Source organism: Algibacter luteus (assembly GCF_030344935.1).
Taxonomy (GTDB): domain Bacteria; phylum Bacteroidota; class Bacteroidia; order Flavobacteriales; family Flavobacteriaceae; genus Arenitalea; species Arenitalea lutea.
The window spans coordinates 1,406,621-1,431,730 of the sequence record NZ_CP128313.1 but is presented as its reverse complement, the minus strand read 5'-3'; the positions used below and the strand labels follow the sequence as shown (position 1 = coordinate 1,431,730).

Here is a 25,110-nt window from a genome sequence, read left to right as displayed (position 1 = left end):
ACTATTTTTGTTATGTTCAACAATAAAATTATCGAGATATGCAATTTAACAACTACCTTAAACGAAAAGTGCCATTTGTAGCCCTACTTGGCCTGCTATTTGGCTTAGCTTCATGTGGTTCTTACCAATATGTTGGCGTAGACAGTGATGGAATTTATGGTGATACATATACACCACCAAATACGGAGGCTGTTGTTAAAGTGGAAAACGAAGCAAATAGTAATTATTATAAGGACTATTTTAAAACGAAAGCCATAGAATCTGAAAATATTTATGCGGGCGACGAAATCTTTACAGATATTGATGCTTACGAAGGTCCTAACTATGTTGAAAATGACACCCTAACCATTGACTATCAAGGATATGCCGGATGGGGACAAGATAGCAACAATATCACCATTAATTATATAGACAACGGATGGAACAACTGGGGTTGGAACGGAGGTTTTGGCTTCGGATGGAATCGTTGGAACCGTTGGGGCAACAACTGGGGTTGGAATAACTGGGGTTGGAACGGTGGCTTTTATGGCGGCTGGAATACTTGGGGATACTATGACCCATTCTGGTGTCCACCTTATTATGGTGGTTTTTATGGTGGTTGGGCATTTAACAATTACTGGGGTTACAACAGAGGATTTTACAACCGAGGATTCTACAATCGTGGATATTATAACAACAGAGGTTACAGAAATAATGTGTCTTACAGCAATAGTCGAAGAGGTAGCTACTATGCAAGTAATGCTAGAAGCTCGAACAATAACTTAACGCGAAGAAGCTCTGTAACTACTCAAGGTAGAACAACTTCAAAATACAATACATCGCGTCGAGGAAGTGTTGCTTCAAATGCTAATTCCGCTACAACTACGAGAAGAACGTACAACCCTAACGGAACACGTTCATCATCAGGAGTGGTAAGACGTTCAACAGTTGCGAGAACACCTTCTTCTAATTCAGCAGTAAGATCATCAGCTTCAACAGCAAGAAGAAGCTCAAGTTCAGTTTATGGTCAATCGTCAAGAAGTAGCTCAAATTCTGGAACATATAGAAGATCATCTTCATCTAGTAACAATAGAAGTTATTCACCAAGATCTAGTTCTTCTAGTTCTAGGTCAAGTTCTGCTTCTCGATCATCATCAAGTAGTAGAAGTTCTGGAAGTAGCTCGAGATCATCAAGTGGTGGTAGAAGACGTTAATCCTAATTTATTAAAGAGAAAATTCAAGATATGAAAAAGTTAAATTTACTGTTCATAGGTTTACTATCTATGTCTACAATTTACGCGCAAGATATAAGTGATGCCGTAAGATTTTCACAAAGTGAAATTCAAGGAACTGCCCGTTTTAGAGCTTTAAGTGGTGCTTTTGGAGCCTTGGGTGGTGATATGAGTGCTGTTAGTGCAAACCCAGCTAGTTCTGCCGTTTTTAGCAGAAGTCATGCTTCTTTTTCTGGCTCAAACGTTGATTTAGAAAATAATGCCAATTACTTTAACAGCTCTACAAACACAAATACTTCTGATTTCAATATTAATCAGGGTGGTGCTGCGTTTGTATTTGCAAACCGAAATAACAATTCGCCTTGGAAAAAATTCACCCTAGGTATTGCTTATGAAAGGACTAATAATTATGATGATGTTTGGAATGCTGTTGGAACCAATACCAACAATCAATCTATAGACCTCTATTTCTTAAACTACGCAGATGGTGTAAGGTTAGGCGACATCTCCTTATTAGATGGCGAGTTTATTGAAGATGCCTATGCGGATATCGGTAATGTTTTCGGCTTTGCACATCAACAAGCTTTTTTAGGATATCAATCATTTATTCTAGAACCTGACGCTGATGATGATGAAAACACTACATATTTTTCAAATTTAGTTGATGGTACATTCGATCAAGATTACCTATATACAAGCACCGGTTATAATGGAAAAATCTCATTTAACCTTGCAGCCCAATATGAAGACAATCTTTATTTGGGAATCAACTTAAATTCACATTTTATTGATTATCAAAGAAGTACCTCTTTAATGGAGGATAATGCCAACGGAGGGTCAATAAACTTTATTGATTTTGATAACACATTGTCAACAACTGGAAACGGATTTTCTTTTCAAATTGGTGGTATCATGAAATTATCGCCAGAGTTTAGAGCTGGATTGACATACGACTCACCTACATGGTATTCTATTGATGAAGAGGCCTCACAATTTATTGAGACAAATCAATCGGATTCTGATATGGACTTTATAGGAAGTATTGTAAACGTTTATCCAAGATACAAACTACAAACACCAGCGAAAATCACAGGTAGTTTAGCATATGTTTTTGGACAACAAGGACTGATAAGTTTTGATTATTCTAAAAAAGATTATGGCAAAACGAAGTTTACTCCAGAAAATGATTATTCAAATTTAAATAACGCCATAAGTGAAATTTTAACTGATGCAGCAACTTACCGTTTTGGTGCCGAATACAAGCACGAACAATTCAGTTTTAGAGGTGGTTATCGTTTTGAAGAAAGCCCATACGCAGACGGTATAACGGTAGGCGATCTAACCGGCTTTTCTTTAGGACTTGGATACAACTTTGGCAATACTAAATTAGACATTACATATGATAAATGGGAGCGTACAGATTCAACACCACTATATAATGTTGGTCTTATTGATACGGCTTCTATAGACAGATCAAATTCTAATATAACCTTATCATTAGGATTTAATATTTAACACATTTTGAAACTAAAAGTATAAAGCTTGAATCAAATCGTTCAAGCTTTTTTTTATTATGCTGTAATTTCAACTAAAAACAGCAGACTAAGTCTAATATTAATTATTTTTAAACTGCAATTATAGCAAAACAGAAATGCTTATCTTTGCAAATTAAATTTTGAGCTTTTAATCATGAAATTTGATAACAACTTGGAAGATTTTGATGCCTTAGGAAATGAGCACATTGGTACTTCTGAAAATACACCAATGCGAAATGATGCTTTTAAACTTTCTAACGAAGAAAAAATAGACATTATAAAAGATGACGTGCGTCACATCATGGAAACTCTTGGATTAGATTTAACAGACGACAGTTTAAAAGGAACGCCTAATCGTGTTGCTAAAATGTTTGTTAAAGAAATTTTTGGTGGGTTAGATCCTAATAAAAAGCCAAGTGCTTCTACTTTTGAAAATAAATACAAGTATGGAGAAATGCTTGTTGAAAAAAATATAACTGTATATTCAACTTGCGAGCATCATTTGTTGCCAATAGTTGGGCGTGCGCACATTGCATATATTTCTAACGGCACTGTTGTAGGGTTATCTAAAATGAATCGAATTGTCGATTATTTTGCAAAACGTCCTCAAGTACAAGAACGTTTAACAATTCAAGTTGTAAGAGAACTTCAAGAAGTTTTAGGTACTAAAGATGTGGCTTGTGTAATTGATGCTAAACACCTTTGTGTGAATTCTAGAGGTATTCGAGATATAGAAAGTAGCACGGTAACTTCAGAATTTGGAGGAAAATTCAAAGATATGGCTACTCGTCGTGAATTTCTAGATTACATAAAATTAGATACTAAGTTCTAAGATGTTTGATGTTTAGTCGTAAAGCCGTTAAGTTGGATAGAAATAATCAACTTTACAAGTACACGACATACAACTAAACTATTAAAAAATGCATGTATATTCTTTTGAAAAGTTAGACGTTTGGAAAGAAGCTATTAATTTGGCAGCAAAAACTTATCAAATTACAGAATTATTTCCAAATGAAGAAAAATTTGGACTTACCTCTCAAATGAGAAGATGTTCTGTTTCTGTTTCTTCAAATATTGCTGAAGGTACTGCAAGATTAACTCAAAAAGATAGAGCACACTTCATGACTTTAGCTTATAGTTCCGCCCTAGAATTATTAAACCAAGCATTAATATCAAAAGAACTTGGATTTATTTCCGAAGAAAACTTTAAAAATATTAGATTTGAAGTGGAATCTATTACTAATAAGATTAACTCATTACGAAATCATTTTCTAAAGTCCTAACGACTTAACAGCTATGCAACTCTACGAAGAACAACAGATAAAAATATATAACTCACTTACCGGTAAAAAAGAACTTTTCAAACCTATAAACGAAGGTTACATAGGCATGTATGTTTGTGGGCCTACTGTATACAGTAATGTACATTTGGGAAACGTGAGAACTTTTATGTCTTTCGACATGGTATTTCGCTATCTTAAGCATTTAGGCTACAAAGTAAGATACGTTAGAAACATTACTGATGCTGGGCATTTAGAAAATGATGCTGATGCTGGTGAAGATAAAATCACAAAAAAAGCGCGTTTAGAACAAATTGAACCCATGGAAGTTGTTCAGCGCTACACTGTCGATTTTCATAATATTTTAAATACACTTAACTTTTTACCTCCAAGCATAGAGCCTACAGCAACAGGACATATCATTGAGCAAATCGAGTTAATAAAAAATATCATTGATAATGGTTTTGCTTATGAAGTAAACGGATCGGTTTATTTTGATGTACACAAATTTAACGAAACCAATGAATACGGAAAATTAAGCAAAAGAAAGCTTGAAGACTTAATTCATAATACACGTGAGTTAGATGGTCAAAGTGATAAAAAGAATCCTCAAGATTTTGCGCTTTGGAAAAAAGCCGAACCTCAACATATCATGCGCTGGCCTTCGCCTTGGAGCGATGGATTCCCAGGATGGCACCTTGAATGTACTGCCATGAGCACTAAATATTTAGGTGAACAATTTGATATTCATGGTGGTGGAATGGATTTAAAATTTCCGCATCACGAATGTGAAATAGCACAAAATGAAGCGGCTAAAGGTAAAAGTCCCGTAAATTATTGGATGCATGCCAACATGCTAGAGCTAAACGGTCAACGCATGTCTAAAACTACAGGAAACACTGTAAATCCTGACGAACTCTTATCGGGAAAAAACAAATTTTTCAGTAAAGCTTACTCGCCAAGTGTTATAAGATTTTTTAATGCCATGTCTTCTTATCGAAGTGTATTAGATTTAACCGATGATGGATTATTAGCAAGCGAAAAAGGATTTCATAGATTAATGGACGCCGTAAATCTATTAAGTGATTTAAAAGCTTCAAACTCCTCAACTTTAAATATTCAAGCATGGAAACAGAAGTGTTATGATGCGATGAATGATGATTTTAATTCACCAATCTTAATTGCTCATTTATTTGAAGCAGCGAAATATATCAATCAAATAAAAGAAGGTTCTGAAACTTTAAATGCTGAAGATTTAGCGTTACTAACAAACACTATTAACGATTTTGTTTTTGATGTTCTAGGACTCAAAAATACGAATGAAGGCGATTCTGGAACCGATAAACTTGCAGGAGCTGTAGATGTGTTAATTAAATTAAGACAAGACGCAAGAGCCAATAAAGATTTTGCACTTTCTGACAAAATACGTGATGAATTAGCTGCAGTTGGTATTCAACTTAAAGATGGTAAAGACGGTACGACTTTTTCAACAAATTAAGAATGTTTGGCGGTTCTAGTGCAGTCGAGAACTATTTTATCTTTAAACACAAATAGTAGGTTTCGACTATGCTCAACCTGACAGTCTAACACAAAATGAAAAAACTACTCATTACACCGTTTTTATTTCTGATAAAAGTGTACCAAACACTTATATCTCCACTGACGCCTGCGACTTGTAGATACCATCCAACTTGTTCACACTACAGCAAAGAAGCTTTACAGAAACATGGGTTGATTAAAGGTGGTTGGTTAGCGTTAAAACGTATTTTTAGTTGTCATCCTTGGGGAGGTTCCGGCTATGACCCTGTGCCTTAAAATCAAGACGGCTATAACTTATTCCTCCAGTAAACACAACTGTTCATTAACATTTTTATGCTCGTAGCTTTGAAATGCCCTCTTGAGAGACAATAAAATAAAACAGGGTCTCAATATCAATTGAAACCCTGCTTGTTATAAATTATCTTATTTAAATTTCCTAATGCTTAATAAGTTTTACAATTTTAGTAGCATTACCTTGAGTAACTGTTACAAAATATAATCCAGATTCCAGCGTTGCCCCTATTTTATAATCCCTATTTGGAACACCCGTTTTAAAGGAAACTAATCTGTTATTTAAATCAAAAACCTGGATATACATTTTATCAACCGTGTTTTTAGATTTTAATTTAAGATTAAAGTAATCGTCCGATGGATTTGGCCATGATACTAATTCTAAGCCGTCATATAACTCCTCTGCTAATGGTTCTGTAGCCTTACTACTAGTATTACCTAAACTAAATCCACTATGGACTTTAAGGTTCCCTCCTATAAGTTGCAATTCATCAGTAGCAATTCCAGTCCAATTACTTGAGTAAAGAAGTTCTCCAGACCCTCCATTGGTTAAATTAAATGCAATCGAATCAAATTCACCTGGTTCTCCTCTATCTGTCATATCTACTTTTAAAATTAGATTACCCCCTAAAGAAATTGTGTTTAAAGGATCTGTAATGTCTTTTAAATTAGATTTTGTTATGAATGTAGCAAACTGTGCATCTTCATCTGAAACATCAACACCTAAAGATTGTACGGCGTTACTTTTAATTTGATACACGTGTATAATGCCGTCATTCTCCAGTCTTCTAAAAATGACATTCATATGCCCTTTCAATTTATTTCCTTTTTTATTATACTTCACATTAAAACCAAAATTTGTTTTCAAGCCATCGGTTGAAGCATATTCACCAGCTGAAGCATTTGGTAATATGTAACCACCACCAGTGATGAAATCTCCTGTTGGAATATAAATAGTAACAACCGTATCATCTTCACTAGAATTTCTAATATAAAAACCAGTATCAACAATAATTCCTATTGTAAATGATTCGGATGTGTTATTTCCAGATATTGAAGTTGCCCATTCGTAGCTTACTGTACCCGTTACTGGGTCTATCAAATCGTTAACATCTAACCAACCAGAATCAAAAGTGCCTTCTCTATCTACAAACTTTAATCTTGCATTCAAAATATCTCCTTGGTATGGATCATAAAGCGTATTGCTAGGATTAATTGTAATATCCTGAATATTAGCACTAAGAACTATCGTAGCGCTTGTGCTATTAGCATTCGGTGTTGCCTGAAGCGATTGCCCCGTATAATTTACAATGGCATCTTCTTGAGTAATATCGAAATATTTGTTATCACTGCTACCAAGGTAACTAGCATCTTCAGTAAATTCAGCATTTACTGTATATATACCTGCTGGATCCTGAGTTAAAATTAAAGTTGTAGAAGCTTCACCACTTGTATTAGTGACTGCCGTTGTTGATTGTGACCCGATAGTGAATGTTATTGTTTTTCCTTGGACACCATCTCCAGATACATCATCAGTTAAAGTTGCAGATAAATCGACACTATCCGAATATTGCTCAACTAAATCACCATTATATGTTAATATTGTTGGGCGTTTTATTACTTCAACAATTGTTGTGCAATCAGAGTCATTCCCATTAACATCTAACGCCGTCCAACTCATTGTATTTGTTCCTAAAGATAATTGGACTCCATCCATTAAAGACCCACTTGTACTAGGTGAGCCACCTGTATAGGTTATTGAAGCAATTTCACAATTATCCGTAGCAGTTGCATCAAACTCTGTTCCATCTACAGTGTAGTATGTTTGATAAGGGTCAATAAATCGCGTATCATTTGATGCACAAGTAATAACGGGATCAACATTATCCTCAACAGTAATCACTGCTGTGGTTGTTGATACATTATTATTGTTATCAGTAACTGTTAAGGTAACCGTGTTAGGTCCAACATGTGAACAATCGAAACTGTTATCCGCTTCTAAACTCAAGATACCACAAGCATCATTCGAGCCATTATCGATATCAGCAGCCGTAATTGAAGCTGCTCCGCTAGCATCTAATTGAACTGTGATGTCTTTAGCAATTGCAATAGGATCAACATTATCCTCAACAGTAATCACTGCTGTGGTTGTTGATACATTATTATTGTTATCAGTAACTGTTAAGGTAACCGTGTTAGGTCCAACATGTGAACAATCGAAACTGTTATCCGCTTCTAAACTCAAGATACCACAAGCATCATTCGAGCCATTATCAATATCAGCAGCCGTAATTGAAGCTGCTCCGCTAGCATCTAATTGAACTGTGATGTCTTTAGCAATTGCAATAGGATCAACATTATCCTCTACAGTAATCACTGCTGTGGTTGTTGATACATTATTATTGTTATCAGTAACTGTTAAGGTAACCGTGTTAGGTCCAACATGTGAACAATCGAAACTATTATCCGCTTCTAAACTCAAGATACCACAAGCATCATTCGAGCCATTATCGATATCAGCAGCCGTAATTGAAGCTGCTCCGCTAGCATCTAATTGAACTGTGATGTCTTTAGCAATTGCAATAGGATCAACATTATCCTCAACAGTAATCACTGCTGTGGTTGTTGATACATTATTATTGTTATCAGTAACTGTTAAAGTAACCGTGTTAGGTCCAACATGTGAACAATCGAAACTGTTATCCGCTTCTAAACTCAAGATGCCACAAGCATCATTCGAGCCATTATCGATATCAGCAGCCGTAATTGAAGCTGCTCCGCTAGCATCTAATTGAACTGTGATGTCTTTAGCAATAGCAATAGGATCAACATTATCCTCAACAGTAATCACTGCTGTGGTTGTTGATACATTATTATTGTTATCAGTAACTGTTAAGGTAACCGTGTTAGGTCCAACATGTGAACAATCGAAACTGTTATCCGCTTCTAAACTCAAGATACCACAAGCATCATTCGAGCCATTATCAATATCAGCAGCCGTAATTGAAGCTGCTCCGCTAGCATCTAATTGAACTGTGATGTCTTTAGCAATAGCAATAGGATCAACATTATCCTCTACAGTAATCACTGCTGTGGTTGTTGATACATTATTATTGTTATCAGTAACTGTTAAGGTAACCGTGTTAGGTCCAACATGTGAACAATCGAAACTGTTATCCGCTTCTAAACTCAAGATACCACAAGCATCATTCGAGCCATTATCGATATCAGCAGCCGTAATTGAAGCTGCTCCGCTAGCATCTAATTGAACTGTGATGTCTTTAGCAATAGCTTCTGGAAGTACCTTATCTTCTACTGTTACATTCCCTGTACAAATTGAACTATTACCATTAACATCCATAACCAATAAAGTCACTTCATTAGCACCAATATTTGAGCAATCAAAATCAATACTCTCTGCAGTAACATTGGTAATAGTTTGTTTAATACGAATATTATCTAATGCAATATCAGTATCAGTGCCGTTAATTTCAGCCCTGAAACCTATATTCTGATTAGCAGCAGTAGCCACAAAAGTTACACTAAAGGCTGTCCAATTAGTACCTGGATTTGGACGTGTAGCAATTTCTACTCCATCTAAATCAATTGCAAAAATGTCACTACCAGTTGTATTGCTATCATTGCTTTTATAATCTCCAGTGATGGTATACGGTTCTCCAATGTTAAGATTATTGATGGTTTGAAGAATGGTAGGATCAGACCCAGCATTTCCATCACCACTTAAAAGAAAGAATTCATCAGGATTACCACCACCAGATTGTGGTCCACCAATCGAATTATTAGTAACAGCCCATGCATAAGTTCCTTGTAAGAAGCTGCCATTCTGGACTAATTCTTCTCCACCTAAAGTACCTGTAAGAAATGATACGGAAGCAATTCCACAATTATCTGATGCTCCTCCATTTATATCTGATGCGTTAATGGTTGTTGTGCCATTATCATCTAATTGAATTATACTATCCTGACAGACAATAACAGGCGGTAAATTATCAACAACCGTAACCGTAGCATCACATGTTGCTATAGCACCAAGAGTACTTTCAACAGTAAGTGTTACAGTATTCTCTCCTACATTTTCACAACCAAAAGTATCAATATCTAAACTTAGGCTACCAATACCGACAACCGAATTAGATCCATTATCGATATCTTCAGGAGCAATTGTTACAGTTCCATTTTCATCTAAATAAACTGTAATAGATTGACAAATAGCATTTGGCACTGGGTCAATAACAGTTACTATTACAGGTACTGTTGTTTCATTTCCGCTAGGATCGGTTCCGGTTAATTGAATGGTTACGGGGCTATCTATAGCATCTTGTGCTCCAAATGTATCCTGACTTATACTATAATCGACTAATCCACAATTATCTGAACCTGTATCTAAAACATCATTAGCAACAATACTTACGGTTCCGCTCGCCGTTAATGTTACTTCTATATTTTGACCAACTACATCGGGTGGTAAATTATCCTCAACAGTTATAGTTTGTGTACAGGAATCTGAATTTCCATTAGCATCAGTTGCTGTCCAAATAATTTCTGTACTACCAACAGGATAAACACCGGAAGCATCACTGGTTCCTGTAACATTATTAGTCAGGCTATAAACCAATAATGGTATATCATTAATAACCCAATCTGTTGCAGGAACCATATTGTTTAAAGTACCAGTGTTACCATTTCCAGAGCTATCGGCCAAAGTATTACTGCCTTCACCATCTTCAAAATTATAGTAAGCTACTAATCCTGGTTCAGTTCCAGATAGTAATTTATTATGAGAAAAAGCGATTTCTGTTGCTGACAATGCTCGATTCCAAATACGCATTTCGTCCATTTTTCCTTTGAAAAACTCTGGAACACCGGTAATCCTATCTTCACCTATTATTAAATCTAAATTTGAAGGTGTTATTGATGTAAAGGTGGCCATTGAAGAATTTACTTCTATACCATTTACATAAATTCTTATGGTACCATTATCAAATGTCCCTGCAACATGATTCCAAGAATTTAGACTCAGAACATTAGGACTCGAAACAGATGCTGATGCCGCATTGTTAAGAAATACTAATCTCAGACCTCGCCCATTTGGCTCAGATGGATCATAGGTATCGAACACGAATTCACCTGGATTACTACCTCCTCCTGAGTAATTAGTTAAAATTCTTGAATAAGTATTTTTTTCAGGATAGATCCATGCTTCCATTGTTACCTCGGTACCAAAAGAAAAACTCGAACTATATGGAATAATAATTTTATCATTAATTCCGTCAAACTCTAAAGATGTTGACCCGATATTACTGCAATTATCAGTGACACCTGGTGGCATAACCGATATATTAGCTTCACATACTCCAGGGTCTACATCAACAGTAAGCGGTTCGCAAACCAATACTGGTGGTGTTGTATCTTCCAAAATCACATTTTGAGTTTGATTTACTGAACCTCCATCAGTCTCGTAAGTCCAAGTAATGACCGTTGTTCCTTGGGCAATAATTGGCAAATTAGCATCATGCATCACATTTACTGAGCCTCCACAAACTGTGCTAGCCGAAGGAGGTGTTAATTGTGTAACTTCACATTCTGCTGTTATATCTGGCAACGTTTCCAAATCTGGTATTGGTAACAATAAACTAAGATCTGGCGGCCCTACTGTATGTGTTCCTATTGTTAAACACCCATTGTTAGCGAGTACACTATAATCATAATTACCAGCAGCAATGCCCGAGAATATACCCGTTGTGTTTGTAATATTATTAAATGTATAAACGAATGGCCCAGAATTATAAGTATCTGGTATAGCAGTAAGGGTTAGTTCATTCCCTGGATTGCTGCACACCTTATCTGCTCCATAAAAACCACTATACACCGAAGTAAAGAATGAGGTATTTGGTGGTGTACTAGCATTATCATAATACTGTGTTAATGGTTGATTGGTGCCTTGCACTTCAAAAGCAAACCACACCTTAAAATCACCTTGTTGACTAATATCTAATACAGGCCAATCTAATCCTAAATTTGGAAGTCCTGTTTCGCCGCCATCTACAAAATGGTTTGGAATACTTCCAACAACACCTGCACTCATTGGTGAGGTACCAGTTGCTCCAACTGGTTGAACTTGCATTCTAAATTGTGTATTGACGCTTTGCAGTTGACCATTCGCTGGATTTGTCCATGTGAGTGGCGCTGTACTGTGGAAAGTAGCCACACCCGTATTTACATCGAAACTATGAAAAACCATAGAGCCTGTTGCTGCCTGAGTACTGTGTCTTGGGTTTTCTATATTATTAAAAGTAAACCATAAGCCACCATAATTTTCTGGTAAGAGGTCTGTAAAAGTCCAAGTTCTCCCACCAGCTTCTCCTGGGTTACTACCTGCAGAAGCAAATGTGTAATCAGTACCATCTACAAAATCAACACCAAATTCTAAGGGCGTTACAGGGCCGTAAGTAACACTAGTTACATCAAAATCCACGTCCACTGGATTCATATTATCTAGTGTGTTAGGATTACAATCGTTATCTACACCGTCGCAATTTACTTCTGAAGCTCCTGGATATACACTGGAATTAGTATCGTCGCAATCTTGATTATTTGTTGCATAACCAGCTTGTAAACTACATAAGGCCGTCCCTACAGTATCTGCACCAAAACCATCATTATCTGCATCTGTATAATATAGGACTTCAGACAATCTGGTAACGGCAATGGAATAGTCCTGAGTTATACCGCAAGCTTCAACTGTTATCGTAATGATATTTAGCCCTTCACTTAATGCTGCATACCCATCACCTACAATACTTGTGCTAGGTAATGTGTTAGTTGCAGTAGCACTTATTATGGTTTCTGTAATACTGTTACATACTTCTGCTGTATAGGCAAAAGTATTAGAATCAAAAGCAGGAGATAGCACCAAATCCGTACCTGTTAAACTTGCCAAAAAGGCATCTGACACAGCATTATTATCAATCTCACCATCACAATTATTATCTATACCATCGCACAGTTCATCTGCTCCAGGGTAAATTGAAGCGTTGTTATCGTCACAATCACAATCATCTACAGTAACACCATCACCATCATTATCTGTGGCATTGGGCTGTATACCTATTGTAAACTCATAACTTTGTTGGCAATCGGTATCATCAGTTTCTCTAATAGATACTGTATAGGTTCCTGGGCCTAAATTATCTATAGGTAGTGCAAACGGGTTTGTTGGTGGGGTACCAAAAGGAAACCAGTCTGGACCGCCTAAATTACCCTCTATAGCTACAGGAGCGTCTGCAAAATTTATGGTTATTTCTGCTCCACCATCTTCTGCGGTGGCACAAGAAGCATCTATTGTATTTGCTGTTACGGAAGCAAGGTCACAACCTGTAACATTAATCGTACGTGTTAAAACTTCCGATTCATTACCCGAGCCATCAACAGCTTTATAACTTAAAATGTATTCACCAATGGTGTTTACATCTACTGTACCTGTAATTTCAATTTCAGCAGCACAATTATCTGTAGCAGTTGCTTCTGGATCTGTAAAAGTTTCTCCTATTATAACATCTATTATTGCATCGCCATTTAATGAAATAGTTGGGGCTATATTGTCTTCTACGATAACTCCAAAAGCCTGAGATCTTGAATTACCTAATGGGTCAGCAGCTGTTAATATTACTGAATTAGAACCAGAACTGCCGTAAGCACTACCTTCCGCTATTTTAATACCAGAAATAATGTTTGAATTATAATCTGAAAACCAAATAACCTCACCATCAAATGCTGTAGAGTAAAGGTTTACATTGGTAGTATAAGACCCTATATAGTTCCCACTCAAATCTAGTTGATGCAACACCCTATAATTGTTAGGTAAATTACTCCACCCAATTGCATTTCCACCTATATAAATAAAACCATTAGCTATTACTAAAGCTCCAACTGTGTATAATTGCCCAGGTAGGTTTATATACTTTACAAAAGCGCCTGTGTTTTTGTCTAATACATGTATTTTATAACTGTTATAATAGCTAAGAGCATAGACATAATTAGCATCTGTAGATAATGACCTAGCATATTGTCCACTGCCGAGATTATATGACCAAATAGTAGTACTTCCATTTCGTTTAGTAAAAGTATTATAACCATTATTTGCTGTATAATAATCTGTTGCACTATCTGAATCTACCCACAACTGTATCATTTGCGGTTGACCAGAATCAAAAGTCCCTAATAAATTATGGTCTTTGTCGTACCTATAAATTATACTTCCAGACCACTGTGGATACCAAAATTCTTCGGCGATTGGATTGTAACCACCACCATGAGAATGTGTTGGTTGAGTTTCTGTTCCAATAAAAGTTGGTGTAATAGCTGTTGAATTCCCTCCTAAATCATCGCAATTAAAACTATTTATATCTATGCTAAGAGTCACTGGTCCATCTGGATCTGTTGTACCTGTATCAATGTCTTGTGGTGTAATATTTGCGTTACCATTTTCATCCAATAATACTGTTATATCCTGCCCTTGAATAATTGGTGCAGATGTATTAAATTCTATTTGATAGACCTCAATTTCGGTGATAAAACCTGAATAAAACGATAAATTTTGAGTTGAACTTGCATAACCTATTAATGATTGTAAGCTTGTTGACGAACGATAAGCACTTCCATCAATGGAGTTATAACCCCATACATTAAAATATCCACTATTCATATCAGATCTAACATGAATGTCATGTCCATTACCAAAAGTTGGACCATAACTTGGATGTGTATAAATACTGTTTTGCGGATAATAAGGACTCGCCTTCCTGTCTGTATTTAAATTAAACAAAAAGGCTTGTGTACTATGTCTATATCCAGGGCTACTAGATGACCAAGAATTTGGTGTATACCCCCCAAAAACTTGCCCGTTACTAGCTTTAAAAATAACTAGAGTTGGTCCTTTATCATCACATAAATTATGAAATGCAGTTGCACTAGCACCATGTATAGACCTCCGGTACAACAAGGTACCAGAAGGCGCTACGCCGTAGTCATCTAACCAGTCTCTTAGTACTTGGTCATCATTCCCTACTGCAATTGCAGAACCTGGTACTATTGGAAAAATTGTTTGTGCATTTATTGTAGCGGACATTAAAAATAAGAGTCCTATTATCGAAGTAATTTGTGTAATTTTTTTCATAGCCCTTAATTTTCAATGTTGATTATAAATTCGTTTAAAAAATCAGTAACTGCTATCGGATATTGGTCCTGATACTGTTTTGTGAGCATCATTTTAGGTGCTGTTTCGCAAGTTTCTAATAAGGTTGTACCTGAAACTACGGAGATAGTTTCAAGTTCGTCGCTATTATCTGTTGTCGTCACTTTAGAAAAAGTTATGGATTTGCTTAAAGCATTATTATTTATAATTTTGAGCTTGAATGTTTCGTGTCTTAAATCTCCTTGTTCTGCAAATTCTATTGGATCAATATTCTGCCCACTTTCACAAGGAATTAATTCATAAAAAATTTGAATATTAGATTCTTCTTTTAACAATGTCCAGGAGTCCTGAGCATACGTTTGAAATGAAAAAAGCATTAATACAATAATGCCAAGAAAGAAATTTTTGAGTTGGTTGGTTTTCATAATGGTTGGTTTTAGTGATAATTAACCAAAACACAAACAAGTCAGGTTACTATTGTTTGCCTACAATAAGAAAACAATACTGCATTTAATTTTATGATACATTTAGGCCGCTAATAAGAAGTATAATTAGAGAAAACGCTTTAAATAGCCATATAAATTTTGAATTCCAGTTTTTAAATGAAGGAATACGGCTTTAAAACATGAATTTAATCGTTAGGGAGATTAATAATAGCACCGACAAATTAGAAATAAAGTCTAAGTTATAAAATACCGTGAAGACGGTAATTCGTTAAAACGAGCCATTTATACTATAAAATGCCATTTAAACAGCAAAATTCGATTAGCTCTATTTTGTTATGGCAATTACTTTTTTTAAGAATATTTTTACGGTGAGTCACCACGGTATGTTCGCTTATTGTGAGCTCGTTCGCAATATTTTTATTAGTAAATCCTTTATCGATAAGGCGAATTATCTCCTTTTCTCTTTCTGTAAAAAAATTAGCGAATTCATGATAAATACTTTTTTTGAAGGGGGTTACATCTATATTACCCGCATAAAGCTCCCATTCGACAAAATTAGTACTGGTTTTCATGAATGAAATATCGGTTAGCACTGATAAATGCGTTATTAAAATACCATCTTCACCCGTTTGATAAGGTAAAGACTGCCGCATGACCCTTAAATAGGTTCCATCTTTTTTTAATAACCGGAAGGTGACGTTCAAATATTGCTTTTGTGCGTTTACATTATTATTAATAGCAAAATTTACAACGCCTTTTAGGATTCTATTAATCACATCGATATCATCTGGATGAATCCATGTTAAAGCCATATCCATGGTAAATTCATCTTTTGAATATCCTAACATTTCTAGAATTCCGCGCGAATATGTTAATTGTGCTTTTTGCCAGTTTAAAATATACATGGCTTGCTTACCTAAGACTATAGGAAAATTTTTAATCGACTTGAATTTATGAGTTTTAACAATACGGTCTTGCAGTATTTTAGCAATTTCCTTGCTAAATTTTGATGAGTCAAACAATGTCGTTTTTCTATTGTTGATCAATTTTATTGGGCTGGTAAGTTTTTTAAATATACTGAAAATATAATTTTTGTACAAAAATTAGTGGTACCGATGTAATAATGTATCTTGTTTTTGTTGTCATCCTTGGGGAGGTTCCGGCTATGACCCTGTGCCTTAACAAGTTTATAAAAAACTTTTTTCAACAATTAAAAAAATAAAAAAAGCAAATAAATAAATGTTTCTTTTTAGAGGCAATTTAGGGCTTACTTTATGTTTCACTAAATATTTGCTTTTGTACATATTTAATATGTTGTACAACAAATATATTAAATTATAGATAAAACACAAATAAACTCGATAAAGTGTAATTTTTGGTGTTATTTTCTTTCAAGTTTACTTTTCAATTTCCATTTATTATCGAACTAAAATATTTTTTATTCCGGTAATCCTGTTCTTAAATTATAAATTATTGCTAACGCTTTGTATAATTATTGTAATTTGAAAGTTTAAAACTGACTTAGATGAAATTAAAAAAATTCCGTTTGAAATATATAAGCCTATTATTAGTTTTTCTAATGGCTTGTTCAAATCCTAAAAACGAATTTGCGACTTTGATTATTTATGGTGGTACAATTTATACCGTAGATTCTACTTCTACTCAAGTTGAAGCTGTAGCTATAAAAAACAATCTAATCATTTTTACTGGAAAATTATCGGAAGCCGAACATTTCAAAAATGACAATACAGAACTTATTGATTTAAAAGGAAAAACCATGACACCAGGCTTTATTGAAGGTCATGGTCATTTCATGGGTTTAGGTTACAATGAACTCAATCTAGATTTGATGCACACCACAAGCTACCAAGATATTGTTGATGCTGTTGCAGAACGCGTAAAAACTGCGCAACCAGGAGAATGGATAATTGGAAGGGGCTGGCATCAAAGCAAATGGGATTCCATGCCTTCTGGATTAGTAAATGGTTTTCAAACACATCACTTGTTAAGTGAAGTATCACCAGACAATCCGGTTTATTTAAGACACGCTAGTGGTCATGCAGGATTTGCTAATGCAAAAGCTATGGAAATTGCGGGTTTGCAAGTTTTAGCTAAAGAAGGTATTAAGAATTTTAAAGTAGAAGGTGGGGAAGTTATTATTGATGAGTTTGGAAGACCCACAGGTATTTTTAATGAACGTGCTCAAACTTTAATCGTCAAACATATTCCTAAAAAAACGTTAGAAACCGACCAACAAGCATTTAATTTAGCTGTAAAAGCTTGTCAAAGAAATGGCATTACCAGTTTTCATGACGCCGGAATCCCTAAAGAAACCATCGCGTTATATGAAAAAATGAAATCGGAAGGCAAGATGAAAACAAGAATTTACGCCATGTTAACTGGTTGGGATAAAGACTTGCTCGAAGACTGGTATTCGAAAGGCCCAATGATTGATCCCGATCATCTTTTAACCATTCGCTCAGTAAAATTAAATTGCGATGGTGCTTTAGGCTCGAGAGGAGCCTGGTTACTGGAACCTTATGCGGATAGACCAGATCATTTCGGTCACGAAACCTTACCCATGGAATTTGTAGAAGAAACTGCAATTAAAGGCTTAAATCATGGCTTTCAAGTATGTGCGCATGCTATTGGAGATCGTGCGAATAGAGAAATTTTAGACCGTTATGAAATGGCTTTTAAAGAACTTCCAGATGCCACAACAAATCATAGATTTAGAATAGAACATGCCCAACATCTGCATCCAGATGATATTCCCCGTTTTGCAGAATTACAAGTCATTCCTGCAATGCAAGCCGTACACATGTCGTCTGACAGACCTTGGGCTATTGATAGATTAGGCGAAAAGAGAATTAAAGAAGGTGCCTACATGTGGCAAGGCCTATTACAAACCGGTGTTCCCATAGTAAATGGAACTGATGTACCCGTTGAACCTATAAATCCCATTGCGAGTTTTTATGCCAGTGTGAGCAGGAAAACTTTAAAGGGTACGCCTGAAGGTGGCTATGAACCAGAACAAAAAATGACAAGAACACAAGCTTTAAGGTCTTATACCTTAGATGCTGCTTATGGTGCTTTTGAAGAACAGATTAAAGGTTCCATTAGTGTTGGTAAACTTGCTGATTTTACCATATTCAACCAAGACATCATGACCGTTGAAGAATCTCAAATTTTAGACACTGAAGTGGTCATGACCATTTTTGATGGAAACGTCGTATATTCAATAGCAGATTAGATTAATTTTATTTAACCGGAATTGCTTTTAATATCTCTAAAACAAACTTCCAATATTTTTGAACAGAAGAAATTTGAGCGCGCTCGTCTGGAGAATGTGCGCCTTTAATATTTGGTCCAAAACTAATCATATCCATATCTGGATAATTTTGCCCAAGAATACCACATTCTAATCCTGCATGACATGCTGCAACATGTGGTTTTTCACCATTCAAATCTTCGTATAGCTTCGTCATGACTTTTAGAATTGGCGAATCCATATTAGGTGTCCAACCTGGATAATCTCCACTAAATTCAACCTCACATCCCGTTAATTCAAAAGCAGCACGCAGCGTATTAGCTAAATCCATTTTAGCACTTTCAACAGAAGATCGTGTTAAACAGCCCACTTTAATATGGCCGTCTTTAACAACAACTCTAGCTATATTATTTGAAGTTTCTACTAAATCTGGGATATCAGCACTCATTCTATAAACACCATTTAAAGCTGCATACATTGCTCTAGTAAATCCTTCCTGTACTCCTAAATCCATTATTTTACGCGGGTATTCCACCTTAGAAACGTTAATCTCTAAATTTGGTTCCATCGTTTTGTATTCTTTTCTTATCGCTGTAGAAATCATAGCCATTTCTAACAAAAATGCATCTTCATGAATAGCATCAATAGCTACAACTGCTTTACTTTCTCTAGGAATCGCATTGCGTAAACTACCTCCATCAATTTCAGAAATTCGCAATCCGAAGTTTTCAAAGCCATCAAACAACACACGATTCATAATTTTGTTCGCGTTCCCCAATCCTTCATGGATTTGCATACCCGAGTGACCACCTTGCAATCCTTTCACTGAAACTTCATATCCTATTTTAAACTCTGGAGTCTCTTCTTCATTATAAGTTCTTGTTGCAGTAACATCAATTCCTCCTGCGCATCCTACACCAATTTCATCATCTTCTTCAGTATCTAAATTGAGTAAAATTCCACCAGTAAGCAATCCTCCTTTTAAGCCCGAAGCACCAGTCATTCCTGTTTCTTCATCGATAGTAAATAAAGCCTCAATTGCTGGATGCGGAATATCGGTACTTTCTAAAATAGCCATTATTGTTGCTACTCCTAATCCATTGTCGGCTCCTAAGGTTGTTCCTTTAGCTTTGACCCAATCGCCATCAACATACATTTCAATACCTTGTGTATCAAAATCAAAAATAGTATCGTTGTTTTTTTGATGAACCATATCCAAATGCGATTGCATCACCACCGTTGTTCTATCCTCCATTCCTGGAGTTGCTGGTTTTTTGATTATTACATTTCCAACGGCATCCTCAATGGTTTCTAAACCTAGATTTTTTCCAAAATCCTTCATGAAAGCGATAACGCGCTCTTCTTTTTTTGATGGTCGTGGTACTGCGTTTAAATCCGCAAATTTATTCCAAAGTGCCTGTGGCTGTAATTGTCTTATTTCGGTGCTCATAATTTAAAAGTAAAGTTTTACAAAGGTACATATTCATATTAGCATTCATAAACTATTTCCTATTTTTGAATGATGCTAAAAAATAAAAAAAAATTAATTGCGCTTTCTATAATTCCGCAGTATTTGGTAATTAAGCTATTATCAAATTATCCTGATTTTGTGGAACAGTATTACAGCAATGGCTTGTACCCAATTATTTCCAAATTTTTAAGATATACCTTAGGTTGGATGCCTTTTTCTTTTGGTGATTTGGTCTATACTTTTGGTAGTATTTATGCGATAAGATGGTTTTATAAAAACCGAAAACGGTTACTTAAAGACACGAAGTACTGGTTTATAGATGTTTTTGCTGCTTTCGCTATACTCTTTGGTGCTTTTCATTTGTTTTGGGGCCTCAATTATCATCGCTTACCGCTGCATAAAAGTTTAAATTTAGAACAAGATTATACCACCGAGCAATTAGTTAAAGTCACCGAATTACTTATTGAAAAATCAAACAGTTTGCATTCTGAAATTTCAGAAAATGATACTCTTAAAGTTGATATTCCATTAACTAAATCTGAAATTTTTAAAATGACACCTTCGGGATATGAAAATTTAATGCAACGATTCCCGCACTTGGAATACCACCCAAAAAGCTTAAAAAAATCGCTGTACAGTTATCCTTTAACTTACATGGGTTTTAGTGGTTATTTAAATCCATTATCTAACGAAGCTCAAGTGGATGGTCTAATTCCAGTTTTTAAATTTCCAACCACTTCGGCACATGAAATTGCGCATCAGTTGGGTTATGCTGCTGAGAATGAAGCAAATTTTATTGGTTTTATGGCAACTACAAGCAATGATAATATTTACTTTAAATACGCTGGTTACACCTTTGCATTACGATTTTGTTTGAATGAAATTTACAGGCGTGACGAAGCTTTATATGAAGAGGTTGTTTTAAATGTAAATGAAGGCATTTTAAAAAACTATAAAGAGGTTCGAGATTTCTGGGAAGCCCACGAAAATCCTGCCGAACCCCTTTTTAAGATTTTTTATAGTAATTTTTTAAAAGCCAATAAACAAAGTAAAGGCATGCAAAGCTACAATTATGTTGTAGCCCTTATTGTTAATTATTTTGAAAACGAACCTCTGTAATTAATCAACAATTGTTGCACCTGCCGGCGCTTCAAAAATTTCTGGTTCTGGTTTTTCCGTTGAAAGATTTACGTTGGTAAATACATTTTCGCTATGTACAGTGGTCGGTAAATTATTTTCATAGTTATAACGCACCATCGTCTCTGGTAATAATAATCCATTTACATTTTGCCAATTGTTATAACGTCTAAAATGAAATTCCTTAGCCTTTTCTTGAGAGAAGAATGTTACGGTATAGCCTAACCATTCCATTTTATAAGTTTCTGGGTTGTAATACATAATGTATTCGTCTTCTGATGATTCCCCTATTCCGTTTTCATAAGAAATTTTAATACCAGGATAAGATTGCCCTTCAAAAACGAGAGGCTCAGCATCTTCATAGATAATACCATCATCGGCTAATATAAAAGGCATGGCATAAAAATAAAACATCAGGTTGTAATAAAATCTTGGATTACCTCCGTAAAGTGTGTACGTAGTGGTATCTTTATTTTTTAACCAAACATGTTCACCATCATAACCAATAGAGTGATGTGGCATTTCTATTAAAGATTTTCTATTTTTCAAGTTGGTTGTTGTTACCTCATTACCATCGGGTTTTGGCATCGTAAATTCTAGCGACTTCATGGTGTTCCATTTATCTACGCCTCCGTGAGCTTCGAATACTTTAGTGATGTTTTCTGGGTAAATACTTGTGGTTATATCTAGAGTTTCTTCGGAATAATCAACCGTAGTTGTTGTATTATTTTTACAAGCAATTACTGAAATTGTTAGTACTAAAAGAATTAATTTTTTCATGAATATGTTTTTGTATGATTTTGGGGTTTGTCGACCTTATCAGCGCATAATTACATAAAAAACAATTACTTTTGTTTGATTCTTATGAAAACAATTACCAGTTCACAAAACACATTTATAAAACAACTTGTTCAATTAAAGGATAAGTCACGCGAACGCAAGAAATTAGGACAGTTTTTGATTGAAGGTGTGCGCGAAATTTCATTGGCAATAAAAGGCGGTTATGATTTAGAAACGGTTTTATTTTATCCAGAATTATTTTCAGAAGAAAAACGTAAAGACTTCATAAATCAAGAAATTAACATCATAGAGATTTCAAAAGAAGTATACCAAAAACTAGCTTATCGCGATACCACTGAAGGGATTCTAGCAGTTGCAAAAACTAAACCCAATAGTTTGGATCATTTAAAACTAGAGCGTAAAAACCCACTAATTTTAGTTGCTGAAGCGCCAGAAAAACCCGGAAACATTGGTGCCATTCTACGAACTGCTGATGCTGCTCATGTTGATGCGGTAATTATTGCGAATCCTAAAACCGATTTATACAATCCCAATATCATTCGTTCAAGTGTAGGATGTGTCTTTACCAATCAAATTGCCGTTGGAAACACAAGTGAGATTATAAATTTTCTGAATCAAAATAGCATCAGTATTTATTGTGCGGCGTTACAAGCTTCGGTAAACTATCATACTCAAGATTTCACAACCTCAACAGCCATTGTTGTTGGTACAGAAGCTACTGGTTTGAGTGAAGAATGGCTAGAAAACTCAGCTCAAAATATTATTATTCCCATGCAAGGTGAAATTGATTCCATGAATGTGTCGGTAGCAGCAGGAATTCTTATTTTTGAGGCCAAAAGACAACGAAATTTCAAATAATATTTCATGACATCAACCACACTTTTTTATATCATCATTGCTATAATCATTATCAATTTTATAATTGATAAAATACTAGACGCATTAAATGCAAAGCATTTTAATGATAAACTACCAGAAGCCATACAAGATGTTTATGACGAGACCGAATATAAAAAGTCGCAACAATATAAAGCCACGAAGTACAGATTTGGCTTGATAACCTCAACATTTTCTGTGCTTTTAACGTTAGGCTTTTTATGGATTGATGGATTTGAGTTTGTAGATAACATTGCCAGAACTTATAGCGATAATTCGATTGTTATTGCATTAATTTTCTTTGGTATAATTATGATAGGTAGCGACATTATCACCACGCCATTCTCCTATTTCAGCACTTTTGTTATTGAAGAAAAATTCGGATTTAACAAAACAACTTTAAAAACTTTTGTTTTAGATAAGATTAAAGGCTGGTTGATGATGGCCCTTGTTGGCGGTGGTATTTTGGCATTAATTATCTGGTTTTATCAAGTTACAGGAAAACACTTTTGGCTATATGCTTGGGGATTAGTAACTGTTTTTACCGTGTTTATGAATATGTTTTATTCTAAATTGATTGTGCCTTTGTTTAATAAACAAACGCCTTTAGAAGCAGGTACTTTACGCGATAAAATATCGGCATACGCAAAAACCGTAGGTTTTAAATTAGATAAGATTTTTGTGATTGATGGCTCAAAACGAAGTACCAAAGCCAATGCTTATTTTTCTGGTTTTGGAAGTGAAAAACGTGTAACGCTTTACGATACTTTGATTAACGATTTAGACGATGAAGAAATTGTTGCGGTTTTAGCGCACGAGGTTGGACATTACAAAAAGAAGCACATCATTTTTAATTTAATTGCTTCGATATTACTCACAGGATTGACGCTTTATCTATTGTCGTTGTTTATTTCTAATCCGTTATTATCGCAAGCTTTGGGTGTTGAAATTCCTAGTTTTCACATTGGATTGATTGCTTTTGGACTCCTCTATTCGCCTATTTCTGAAATTACAGGTTTGATAATGAATCTATTTTCCAGAAAATTTGAATATCAAGCCGACGATTATGCTAAAAACACCTATAAAGGTGAACCTTTAATTACAGCGCTTAAAAAACTTTCTAAAAACAGTTTGAGTAATTTAACACCGCATCCTGCTTACGTGTTTATGCATTACTCGCATCCTACGCTTTTGGAGCGTATTGGGAATTTGAGGAAGTCGTAAACTTATTATACACGTATTTGTATTTTTATTTTGTGCGAAAAAATTTATAAATTCGTTGTCTTTGTAATTAATTATTTAAATTAACAAAAGGAAACGACATCAGTACTACCATGAAAAATGCATTAACCGCATTCATTTTTTTTATTTCAATTGTTAGTTTTAGCCAAAGCAACAAACATACTTTCTATTATTTTCAAAATCAAGAAATAACGAAATCCGAATTTGAAACTTTTAATCCTAATAAAATTTACGTTAAAACTATTGAAAATGACACCGCCATCGTAGAGCTCGTAAACCTTCGCAAAACTATTGGAAAACTTGATTCAATTTCATTTCGCCAAGTCAAAATGCTTTTATCAAATATTATTGGAGATGAATTTAATCCACACATAAACACACTCGTACATTTGTATAGAAAAAACAACGAAAACATTTATGCGGATTCTCATTATAGAAAATATTGGAAGTGGATTAAAAGTCACTCAAAAAAATATCAAGCTTACTTAATAACAAATAATGAATCGCATAGAGTTGAAGATAAAAAAGAACACAATTTTATTGATGCTTATAATGTGTTAGACAAATTATTCTTTCAGGCTTCTGATGCACAACTAAACCATTTTCTTTTAAAACCTAACGGTGAAATTTACACCTATTTTGGGATGGATGATATTTTAGACATTCTTGACTGGTCGGTAGATTAAAAGTAATTATAAATTTAAAGATCGTTACCGACAGGTTTTATTATCTTTTTGACTTGGTCATAAAAAATACATAACTTCGTTTCATTCCAGATTCAAGGTCTTTATTTGAT

Annotated in this window: 16 protein-coding genes; 11 read left to right on the top strand and 5 right to left on the bottom strand. The window is 35.0% G+C overall.

What is annotated here, in order from left to right:
- Window positions 1-38 precede the first annotated feature (38 nt).
- From O5O44_RS06020 to yidD, 6 genes are all read left to right on the top strand, one after another.
- Window positions 39-1,193 (top strand): hypothetical protein, encoded by a 1,155-nt coding sequence (locus O5O44_RS06020; RefSeq protein ID WP_289196152.1) that lies wholly within the window; start codon window positions 39-41, stop codon window positions 1,191-1,193.
- Window positions 1,194-1,223: 30 nt separating this feature from the next.
- Entirely contained in the window at window positions 1,224-2,726 is a 1,503-nt protein-coding gene (locus tag O5O44_RS06015; protein ID WP_289196151.1) for an OmpP1/FadL family transporter, read from the top strand.
- Between the two features lie 174 nt (window positions 2,727-2,900).
- Window positions 2,901-3,578 carry a GTP cyclohydrolase I FolE gene (gene folE, locus O5O44_RS06010; RefSeq protein WP_019388759.1) on the top strand — a complete coding sequence of 226 codons (678 nt, stop codon included), beginning with the start codon at window positions 2,901-2,903 and terminating at the stop codon, window positions 3,576-3,578.
- Window positions 3,579-3,666: 88 nt separating this feature from the next.
- Window positions 3,667-4,029 carry a four helix bundle protein gene (locus tag O5O44_RS06005; protein WP_289196150.1) on the top strand — a complete coding sequence of 121 codons (363 nt, stop codon included), beginning with the start codon at window positions 3,667-3,669 and terminating at the stop codon, window positions 4,027-4,029.
- Between the two features lie 13 nt (window positions 4,030-4,042).
- A complete protein-coding gene (gene cysS / locus O5O44_RS06000; protein ID WP_289196149.1) occupies window positions 4,043-5,524 on the top strand; it encodes a cysteine--tRNA ligase in 1,482 nt (493 codons plus the stop codon).
- A 95-nt stretch (window positions 5,525-5,619) separates the two neighbouring features.
- Window positions 5,620-5,841 carry a membrane protein insertion efficiency factor YidD gene (yidD, locus tag O5O44_RS05995; RefSeq protein WP_289196148.1) on the top strand — a complete coding sequence of 74 codons (222 nt, stop codon included), beginning with the start codon at window positions 5,620-5,622 and terminating at the stop codon, window positions 5,839-5,841.
- Window positions 5,842-6,001: 160 nt separating this feature from the next.
- Here yidD and O5O44_RS05990 read toward each other — a convergent pair whose 3' ends face one another.
- The 3 genes from O5O44_RS05990 to O5O44_RS05980 form a co-directional block, all read right to left on the bottom strand.
- Window positions 6,002-15,052, bottom strand: a complete 9,051-nt coding sequence (locus O5O44_RS05990; protein ID WP_289196147.1) for a LamG-like jellyroll fold domain-containing protein — start codon at window positions 15,050-15,052, stop codon at window positions 6,002-6,004.
- A gap of 5 nt (window positions 15,053-15,057) precedes the next feature.
- Window positions 15,058-15,495, bottom strand: coding sequence for a hypothetical protein (locus O5O44_RS05985; protein ID WP_289196146.1), 438 nt, complete (start codon window positions 15,493-15,495; stop codon window positions 15,058-15,060).
- Between the two features lie 308 nt (window positions 15,496-15,803).
- Window positions 15,804-16,562: a LuxR C-terminal-related transcriptional regulator gene (locus O5O44_RS05980; RefSeq protein ID WP_289196145.1), complete on the bottom strand. Its 759-nt coding sequence runs from the start codon at window positions 16,560-16,562 to the stop codon at window positions 15,804-15,806.
- 479 nt (window positions 16,563-17,041) lie between these two features.
- Between O5O44_RS05980 and O5O44_RS05975 the strand changes: the two genes are divergently transcribed.
- Window positions 17,042-18,769: an amidohydrolase gene (locus O5O44_RS05975; protein WP_289196144.1), complete on the top strand. Its 1,728-nt coding sequence runs from the start codon at window positions 17,042-17,044 to the stop codon at window positions 18,767-18,769.
- A gap of 7 nt (window positions 18,770-18,776) precedes the next feature.
- Here O5O44_RS05975 and O5O44_RS05970 read toward each other — a convergent pair whose 3' ends face one another.
- Window positions 18,777-20,237, bottom strand: a complete 1,461-nt coding sequence (locus O5O44_RS05970; RefSeq protein ID WP_289196143.1) for an aminoacyl-histidine dipeptidase — start codon at window positions 20,235-20,237, stop codon at window positions 18,777-18,779.
- A gap of 72 nt (window positions 20,238-20,309) precedes the next feature.
- Here O5O44_RS05970 and O5O44_RS05965 point away from each other — a divergent pair, with 72 nt between their 5' ends.
- The gene (locus O5O44_RS05965; RefSeq protein ID WP_289196142.1) at window positions 20,310-21,377 is read left to right on the top strand and encodes a DUF3810 domain-containing protein; all 1,068 of its coding nucleotides are present in this window, start codon (window positions 20,310-20,312) and stop codon (window positions 21,375-21,377) included.
- On the opposite strand, the gene O5O44_RS05960 is transcribed toward O5O44_RS05965, so the two are convergent.
- Window positions 21,378-22,175 carry a DUF6503 family protein gene (locus O5O44_RS05960; protein ID WP_289196141.1) on the bottom strand — a complete coding sequence of 266 codons (798 nt, stop codon included), beginning with the start codon at window positions 22,173-22,175 and terminating at the stop codon, window positions 21,378-21,380.
- An 84-nt stretch (window positions 22,176-22,259) separates the two neighbouring features.
- Between O5O44_RS05960 and O5O44_RS05955 the strand changes: the two genes are divergently transcribed.
- The 3 genes from O5O44_RS05955 to O5O44_RS05945 all read left to right on the top strand — a co-directional run bounded on the left by O5O44_RS05955 (window position 22,260) and on the right by O5O44_RS05945 (window position 25,000).
- Window positions 22,260-23,054, top strand: a complete 795-nt coding sequence (locus O5O44_RS05955) for a TrmH family RNA methyltransferase (RefSeq protein WP_289196140.1) — start codon at window positions 22,260-22,262, stop codon at window positions 23,052-23,054.
- A 6-nt stretch (window positions 23,055-23,060) separates the two neighbouring features.
- Window positions 23,061-24,296, top strand: a complete 1,236-nt coding sequence (locus O5O44_RS05950) for a M48 family metallopeptidase (protein WP_289196139.1) — start codon at window positions 23,061-23,063, stop codon at window positions 24,294-24,296.
- Window positions 24,297-24,406: 110 nt separating this feature from the next.
- Window positions 24,407-25,000 (top strand): hypothetical protein, encoded by a 594-nt coding sequence (locus O5O44_RS05945; protein ID WP_289196138.1) that lies wholly within the window; start codon window positions 24,407-24,409, stop codon window positions 24,998-25,000.
- Window positions 25,001-25,110 lie beyond the last annotated feature (110 nt).